The following is a 6,471-nucleotide window of genomic DNA, read 5'->3' as shown; positions in this document are numbered from 1 at the left end:
CCAGCCTCGACGGGTCAAATGTTATTCGGTTTTGTCGAAACGATAAATTCCGTAGGAATTTCTACTGTGCATGGGGTTGTTTTCGCGATTTTGTCGGGCCAGGGCGCGCAGCCCGGCTGTATCATGAGGGGGTTCCGTCCATGTCGAAGAAGCCGTCGCTCGACCACGACTATCATCCGAAGAAGGATCGCCTCGAGATCACGATCAAGCACTACGCCCTGGACAAGAAGTCCGATCGTGAGGAGCTGATCAAGCACATCCTGCACCGGCTCGAGAAGTCACCGGCGCTGGCGAAGGCGACTGTCAAGAAAACCAAGAAGAAACCCGGCAAGCTGCCGAAATCCCCGATGAGGGGATCGCGGCTGGTCCAGGTCGGAGACTAGGACTTCGTCGCGCGAGCGGCCTTGTGAGGCGCTTCACAAGCGCCGCACCTCCCCTGTGGTAACTTGCCGCATACTTTACAATCATAGGGAGGTCGTCATGCATTTCCGTCAGCTCATCCTGGCCGCGTCGCTCATCGTGGCCCCCGCGTCCCTGGCGTTGATCGGCACCACGCCGGCGAACGCCTTCCAGAGCTGTCGCTGTACCGACATCGTTTTCCCGAGCGGTGCCTGCTCCCGCTACGGCAGCTGCACCACGCTCGAAATGGTCGTCCCCGGTAGCGAGCCCAAGCCGATCCGCAGCCTGAAGGCATGCCCGGCGAAATCGCAGCTGCTGGTCTGCGATTTCAACAGCTGCACCGTCACCTGCAGCCCGCAGGCCAAGAGCGGTTAGTCGCGGCGCGCTCTACCTCTGCCGCTGCGCGAGGTAGAATCCGCACAACACCGCGAAGAGGCCGGCGGCCTGCAGCGCCGTCGGCGGCTCGCCAAGCAGCAGCCATCCGGTGAGCAGCGTCAGCGCCGGCACGCAGGCCGGAAACACGGCCGCGCGGGCAACGCCGAGGCGCTGCACCGAGACGGCGAACAGATAGAGCGCGGCAGGGCCCGCAAGCACGCCCTGCGCCAGCGCCTGGATCGCGTTCTCGGTGATGCCGATCGCGGCAACGTGGGCGAGACCGACCGTCGCGATATAGATCGGCAGCAGCAGCAGCGACAGCACGTTGATGACGAGCGCGGCCGACACCGCCGAGACGCGCCAGTAGCGCAGCAGCGCGCCAAAGCCTGCAAACATCAAGCCGGTCAGCACGAAGATCAAATCGCCCTGCACGCCGTCGATGCCGATATGGCCAATCGACTCCGCGCCGATCACGCCGAGCCCGCAAACGATGACGATCGCGCCCGCAACCCGCGAGGCGGAGATCCGCTCCTTCAGGAACAGAGCGGCCAGCAGCAAGCCGCCGAGCGTCGCGCAGGAGGGCTGGATCACGCTGCCATGGCCGAGCGGCACGAACAGGAATCCAGTGTAGGAGATCAGCGACATCACGGGGCCGCCGAGCACCATCAGCGCAAGGCCCCTCGCCCAGCCGATGCCGCAGAGATCGGAGATGCCGGCGCGCAGCACCAGCGGCAGGAAGGCGATGCCCGACCAGACGTAGCGATGCACCAGGAGATCGACCGGCGTGAAGCCGACCTTCAGCCCGTGCCGCGTGCCGGCAAAGCCGAGCGCCCAGAACAGCGCAGCCGACAGCCCGCAAACGACGCCGAGAAGCGCCTGCGTCGCATCGTTCGTTTGAGTGAGAGCGTCAGCGCCGCTCGTCCGCTGATCCATGGGCCAAGCCTTATGTCAGGGCGCACATCGGCTCAACCCACGCGGTTGCAGGGCTGGCACGCGATGATCCCATCATCGTGCCTCCTCGCCAAAGACCATGCGCCATCCCTTGCGCGTATCCATGTATTCCCTGACCTCGCGGATGCGTTCGCCGGCCACAGTGAACACGAAGCAGTAGTCGTTCTCGTAAGCCTTGCCGCCGGCAAGCGTCGCACGCATTCGCTCTTCCACGATCACAGTGTCGCCGTCGGCATAGACGCCGCGAAAGGCGATATCGATCCCGAAAAACATCTTGTGCATCTCCTGCGCGATGAAGCGCGCGATCTGCTTCGCGCCGACCATGTGGTCGGTGTGGTCGAGCGCGATGGCCGTGGCGTTGCCCTTCGGCGCGATCCACTCGGCATCGTCCGTGAACAGCGCCGCAATGCGATCCACATCGCCTGACGAAAAGGTTTTCCAGGCGTTGAGTACGATGTCCTTCGGGCTGGTCACGATGCGCTCCCCTTGCTTGCGTTGATGTGAGGGCGCCTTCTAGGCCTTGAGACGCGGCGCGGCTCGCCACATTCGGACTCGATCATCTCGCGGCCCTTTCGCCCGCGCCGGCATGCGCTATCATCTGCCGATGTTGAGTTTCGAGACCTGCAACGCCGCGCGGCTGCGCCGCGATCCCCGCTATGACGGCCGCTTCTTCACGGCAGTGAAGACAACGGGGATCTATTGCCGGCCGGTCTGCCCGGCCAAGCATCCGCTGACGCGCAACGTGAGCTATTTCCCGACGGCGGCTGCGGCAGAGGCTGCCGGCTTCCGGCCCTGCCTGCGTTGCCGTCCCGAGACCGCGCCGTTCTGCCCGGCCTGGAACGGCACGCGCTCGACGGTCGCGCGCGCAATGAGGCTCATCAATGAAGGTGCGCTTGACGAGGACTCGGTGGTGACGCTTGCGACGCGGCTCGGCATCTCATCGCGTCATCTGGCGCGGCTGTTCGAGCGCCACGTCGGCGCGACGCCACAGCAGCTCGCCAAGACGCTTCGCGTCCAGCGCGCCAAGCGCCTGCTCGATGCCGGCGAGCGCACCATGACGGACATCGCGTTCCAGTCCGGCTTCGGCAGCCTGCGCCGCTTCAACGCTGCCTTCGCCGAGCTCTATGGCCGTTCGCCGTCGAGCTTGCGCACAGTGCGGAGGGTGTCATCGCTCAGAAGAAGCCGGGGCTGAGATCGAGCCCGTAAGTCAGGCTCAGCACGAACACGAACAGCGCGGCGGCTGCGAACATTGCAACATGCCGGACGATGAACTCGCGCGGCGAATTGGCGACAACAACGGCTTTTTGCGCAACAGGCATGACGGACTCCATTATGAAAACGATTCTTGGCCGCCAATATGCGGCGCCCGCATCAAGCGCCGCGATCTGCAAAACAAGTATTAAGGAGATCACACTCGTTTTGAACGCCGGTACACAAGTCGCGCGTTGCGAGGAATTATTCTGCCAAAGGATTCTCAGTCTGCGCATCAACACGCGACATGAGATGGAACACACCCACGGTTTGAGCGAACACTTCGTCGCGACGGACGTGACGGCCGCGGACAAAAAGAAATGGCCGGGACAAGCCCGGCCATGATGTCGTGAAGGTCTTGGCACCGGGCTCCCGGGCCCAGTGCAATGTCGGTCTTAGCGGGCGGAGCCCACGGTCGCAGTCTTCAGCTTGCGCGGCGTCAGCACGGCGGCCTGGAGCGCCGTTACGCTGGTGGCGGGCGCCGTCACCTGCTGCTCGACATGGGCGGCGCCGAGCACGCGAACCTGCACGGGCGAGGCCGGAATGCCGTTGGCCTCATAGGCCGGCAGCTCGGCGGCGGAGGTGGCAGTCGTGCCCACAAGAGTGAGGACGGCGGCTGCGATCGACAAAGTCTTCTTGTTCATGGTGATGCTCCAAAGAGTAGTTCGGAGCCCATGTAAGTCAGATTTGCTGCATTGCGACATGCATTGCTGCAATGCAATATCGCACGCCGCGCATAGCGATATGTTTAACGCACCCGGCCTTCTGGAGGGGTTCCCACTCGGCGGCTGCTGGATTCAACAGCCCACGAGGCCCCCTTATTTCAAAGCAGTCGCCAATGCTTGCAGCTTTGCGACGAGATTGGTGCCGAGCGCGTAAATGACTTCAATAATCGCGAGCGCAATGCCCGCTGCGATCAGGCCGTATTCGATCGCTGTGGCACCGGATTCATCGGCCACGAACTCAACCAACAAGCATTTCAACTTCACAAGCAGGTCCTTCCCAGATCTACCGGACGTTGCCGGCACGCGAGCAATGCACCATTACAATCCAAGATTGAGTAAATCGGGATAGCTCAATTTAATGAACATACGAGGGCGATTTTGCCTGCTTTTCCCTGCCCATGGCCGCTGGAACCGCGCGGGAACCAAAGTTGCATTCGGGCAACACTCGCGTGAAAAGCCCTTTTCAGGGGTTTTGCGCCATTGCGCCGCCACATCGTCCTCCGAACAATTGACGCGCCGCGTGCTTGGCTGTGCAATCTGGTTCGCTGACGAACCTTGGAGGCAGGGATCATGAATGATCGGCGGTCTCTTCTAGTGGCGGTCTCGTGCCCCTCGGCCGTGATGGTCGGCTGGCTGGCGCTCTCCCTCTCCGCCTATGCCCCTGCCTTGATCGAGAACAGCGGCGCCAATGCAGCCGCTGTCTCGCGCGCCAAAGATCTCACCCGCCTCGAGCTTGCCGACATTCCGCGCGCGGCGACGATCGATGATGGCATCGCCCTGACCGCCGACATCGCCGCCGCCGCAGCTGCGACACCGAGCGTGGCACTGGTCGAAGCACCACCGCCCGAGACTTCCGCCCCCGCCGTCCAGCTCGCCTCAGCCGATCCGACTGACATGGTTGCGGCCTCCTCACCCACGCCTCAGATCGCACCTGAACCGGCTCCGGTCGCGAGCGAGGCTGCCGCAGTCATCAGCGAGGCAGCCCCCGTCGAGAGCGAAGCAGCGCCCACGCCCGAGCCCACCATCAAGCTTGCATCCGCCGATCCCGGCGACGTCGTGCCGCAGGAAACGCTGTCACCCGCGGCGATCGCAAGCGGGCCCGTGGCCGAGAGCAAGGCATCGCCGTCCGCCGATACCGTGGCCGTGCTCGATGAATGCTTCGCCATGGATGCCTGCATCGACCGCTATCTCTGGGCACTCTATCAGCGCACGCCGAAGGAAGACTCGATCAAGGTCGAGGACCGCCGCGCCGTCACCATCAAGCGCAGGGGCAAGATGGTCACGGTGATGCGCAGCTTCACGAAACTCGTCGACGAGGATTTTGCCTGGAAGGATCCGAAGGCGGCCGACCACGTCAAGATGGCGCTGATGGATTACGTCATCGGCGGCATGGACAAGAGTTTCAAGCAGAAGCTCTTTCGCATGCTGCTCGCCGCCGAAGCCGCCGGCCTCTCGCCGGGAATCACCAGCGCGTTCCGTGACGACTATCGCCAGGAGATTGCGAGCGGCCTGAAGGCAGCCTCCAACCGTTCCTATCACGGCGGCAGCCTTCGCGGCGGCTACGGCCACGGCATGGCGGCCGACATCGTCAGCACCAAGGGCGACAACCGCGCGCAGCGCTGGGTCTCGACCGAGGTGTTGTGGAAGTGGGTGGATGCCAACGGCAAGGCGCTCGGCATCGGCCGGCCCTATCTCGATCGCGATCCGCCGCATGTCGGCCCGATCGACGGTCAGGAATATATCTCGAAGCGCGGCATTGCGACCGACCGCAAGGAAGCTGCCAACACCAAATCAAAGAAGGCGCGCGCATTGGCCCGCGCCAGGCTGCCGAAGGCCCAGGCGGCGCGGGAGCAGAAGAGCCCAGCGAAGCCGCAGAAATCGGCACAATCCGCCGCGAAGCGAACGACCTGAGCCGTCGCTCAGTTTCCTGAGGCCGGCAACGGCACGAGACGCATCTCTTCCGATCCTGCGGCTTGCGTGCGGACGAGCACGGCAAAGACGGTCTCGACCGCAAGCCGCACCGCCGCCTCGATTGCCGTGCCCTTGGCGAGGTGCGCCGCGATCAGGCCGGTGAGGAGATCGCCGGTGCCATAGGGCCGGATCGGCAGCCGCGGCGTCGCAAAGCGCGACAATTGTCCGTCAGCACACAGGATCGTCTCCACCTGCCCCGCTGGCGTGTCGGCGAGCGTGCAGCCGGTAGCAACGACGTCGATCCGGCGTTGTCCCGCAAGTGCAACCGCTGCACCACGCAGGCCGTCCGTGTCTGCGATCTTGACGCCGGAGAGCAGCTCGAGCTCGAACTGGTTCGGCGTGATCAGATGTGCGGCCGGCAACAGGCGATGCCGCACCACATCCAAAATGCCGTCGGCGACATAGACGCGGCCGTCGTCGCCGATGACGGGATCGCAGAGATAGACGAGCTTCGAATTGCGCGACAGCGCTCGCTCAACGAAATCGGCGATGACGAAGGCGTTGTCGGGCGAGCCGAGATAGCCCGTGACGAGCACGGTCGCCTCATCGACAAGATCCCGCTCCTCGACACCTCGCAGCAGATCGGCGACCAGCTCAGCGTCGAGCACCCGCCCGCGCAAGGTTGGATAGCGCGGATGGTTCGACAGCAGCGTCGTCGGCACCGCAGCGACGTTGACGCCCTCCGCCTGCATCGCGTGGACCGCCGCGCTGTTGCCGACATGGCCGTGGACCACCTGGCTTTGAATCGAGATGACGAGCATGCAGAGGTCCGTAGGGTCAAAAGCTGGATGTGGCAAGC

The 6,471-nt window shown here is 63.9% G+C and carries 11 protein-coding genes; 5 read left to right on the top strand and 6 right to left on the bottom strand.

Annotated features, from left to right (window positions below):
* Positions 1 to 140 precede the first annotated feature (140 nt).
* Positions 141 to 383, top strand: coding sequence for a hypothetical protein (locus FXB40_RS46440; protein WP_148778942.1), 243 nt, complete (start codon positions 141 to 143; stop codon positions 381 to 383).
* A gap of 97 nt (positions 384 to 480) precedes the next feature.
* A complete protein-coding gene (locus tag FXB40_RS46435; protein WP_148778941.1) occupies positions 481 to 774 on the top strand; it encodes a hypothetical protein in 294 nt (97 codons plus the stop codon).
* 12 nt (positions 775 to 786) lie between these two features.
* On the opposite strand, the gene FXB40_RS46430 is transcribed toward FXB40_RS46435, so the two are convergent.
* Positions 787 to 1,707, bottom strand: coding sequence for a DMT family transporter (locus FXB40_RS46430; protein ID WP_148778940.1), 921 nt, complete (start codon positions 1,705 to 1,707; stop codon positions 787 to 789).
* A gap of 72 nt (positions 1,708 to 1,779) precedes the next feature.
* Entirely contained in the window at positions 1,780 to 2,199 is a 420-nt protein-coding gene (locus tag FXB40_RS46425; protein WP_148778939.1) for a nuclear transport factor 2 family protein, read from the bottom strand.
* Positions 2,200 to 2,311: 112 nt separating this feature from the next.
* Here FXB40_RS46425 and FXB40_RS46420 point away from each other — a divergent pair, with 112 nt between their 5' ends.
* On the top strand, positions 2,312 to 2,917 hold the full coding sequence (locus FXB40_RS46420; protein ID WP_210352244.1) for a bifunctional transcriptional activator/DNA repair enzyme AdaA: 606 nt from the start codon (positions 2,312 to 2,314) through the stop codon (positions 2,915 to 2,917).
* On the opposite strand, the gene FXB40_RS48565 is transcribed toward FXB40_RS46420, so the two are convergent.
* Positions 2,898 to 3,044: a hypothetical protein gene (locus tag FXB40_RS48565; protein WP_187437598.1), complete on the bottom strand. Its 147-nt coding sequence runs from the start codon at positions 3,042 to 3,044 to the stop codon at positions 2,898 to 2,900. The genes FXB40_RS46420 and FXB40_RS48565 overlap by 20 nt on opposite strands.
* Positions 3,045 to 3,057: 13 nt before the next feature.
* Between FXB40_RS48565 and FXB40_RS46415 the strand changes: the two genes are divergently transcribed.
* Positions 3,058 to 3,321: a hypothetical protein gene (locus FXB40_RS46415; RefSeq protein ID WP_148778938.1), complete on the top strand. Its 264-nt coding sequence runs from the start codon at positions 3,058 to 3,060 to the stop codon at positions 3,319 to 3,321.
* A 50-nt stretch (positions 3,322 to 3,371) separates the two neighbouring features.
* Here FXB40_RS46415 and FXB40_RS46410 read toward each other — a convergent pair whose 3' ends face one another.
* Entirely contained in the window at positions 3,372 to 3,620 is a 249-nt protein-coding gene (locus tag FXB40_RS46410; protein WP_148778937.1) for a hypothetical protein, read from the bottom strand.
* Between the two features lie 174 nt (positions 3,621 to 3,794).
* Positions 3,795 to 3,959, bottom strand: a complete 165-nt coding sequence (locus FXB40_RS46405; protein ID WP_187437599.1) for a Flp family type IVb pilin — start codon at positions 3,957 to 3,959, stop codon at positions 3,795 to 3,797.
* 312 nt (positions 3,960 to 4,271) lie between these two features.
* On the opposite strand from FXB40_RS46405, the gene FXB40_RS46400 reads away from it, so the two are divergent.
* Complete coding sequence (locus FXB40_RS46400) at positions 4,272 to 5,612, top strand: hypothetical protein (RefSeq protein WP_148778936.1); 1,341 nt, start codon at positions 4,272 to 4,274, stop codon at positions 5,610 to 5,612.
* An 8-nt stretch (positions 5,613 to 5,620) separates the two neighbouring features.
* On the opposite strand, the gene pdxY is transcribed toward FXB40_RS46400, so the two are convergent.
* Positions 5,621 to 6,433 (bottom strand): pyridoxal kinase, encoded by an 813-nt coding sequence (pdxY, locus tag FXB40_RS46395; RefSeq protein ID WP_148778935.1) that lies wholly within the window; start codon positions 6,431 to 6,433, stop codon positions 5,621 to 5,623.
* Positions 6,434 to 6,471: the final 38 nt, after the last annotated feature.

The sequence above is a fragment of the Bradyrhizobium rifense genome (assembly GCF_008123425.1).
Taxonomy (GTDB): domain Bacteria; phylum Pseudomonadota; class Alphaproteobacteria; order Rhizobiales; family Xanthobacteraceae; genus Bradyrhizobium; species Bradyrhizobium rifense.
Note: the sequence above shows the minus strand (reverse complement) of the source record. Positions and strands in the feature narration are given on the sequence as shown.

Excerpts from the sequence above, each read along its gene's own strand:
- FXB40_RS46440 (WP_148778942.1), top strand. The coding sequence starts at position 141 with ATGTCGAAGAAGCCGTCGCTCGACCACGACTATCATCCGAAGAAGGAT.
- FXB40_RS46435 (WP_148778941.1), top strand. The coding sequence starts at position 481 with ATGCATTTCCGTCAGCTCATCCTGGCCGCGTCGCTCATCGTGGCCCCC.
- FXB40_RS46430 (WP_148778940.1), bottom strand. The coding sequence starts at position 1,707 with ATGGATCAGCGGACGAGCGGCGCTGACGCTCTCACTCAAACGAACGAT.
- FXB40_RS46420 (WP_210352244.1), top strand. The coding sequence starts at position 2,312 with ATGCGCTATCATCTGCCGATGTTGAGTTTCGAGACCTGCAACGCCGCG.
- FXB40_RS48565 (WP_187437598.1), bottom strand. The coding sequence starts at position 3,044 with ATGCCTGTTGCGCAAAAAGCCGTTGTTGTCGCCAATTCGCCGCGCGAG.
- FXB40_RS46415 (WP_148778938.1), top strand. The coding sequence starts at position 3,058 with ATGAAAACGATTCTTGGCCGCCAATATGCGGCGCCCGCATCAAGCGCC.
- FXB40_RS46410 (WP_148778937.1), bottom strand. The coding sequence starts at position 3,620 with ATGAACAAGAAGACTTTGTCGATCGCAGCCGCCGTCCTCACTCTTGTG.
- FXB40_RS46400 (WP_148778936.1), top strand. The coding sequence starts at position 4,272 with ATGAATGATCGGCGGTCTCTTCTAGTGGCGGTCTCGTGCCCCTCGGCC.
- pdxY (WP_148778935.1), bottom strand. The coding sequence starts at position 6,433 with ATGCTCGTCATCTCGATTCAAAGCCAGGTGGTCCACGGCCATGTCGGC.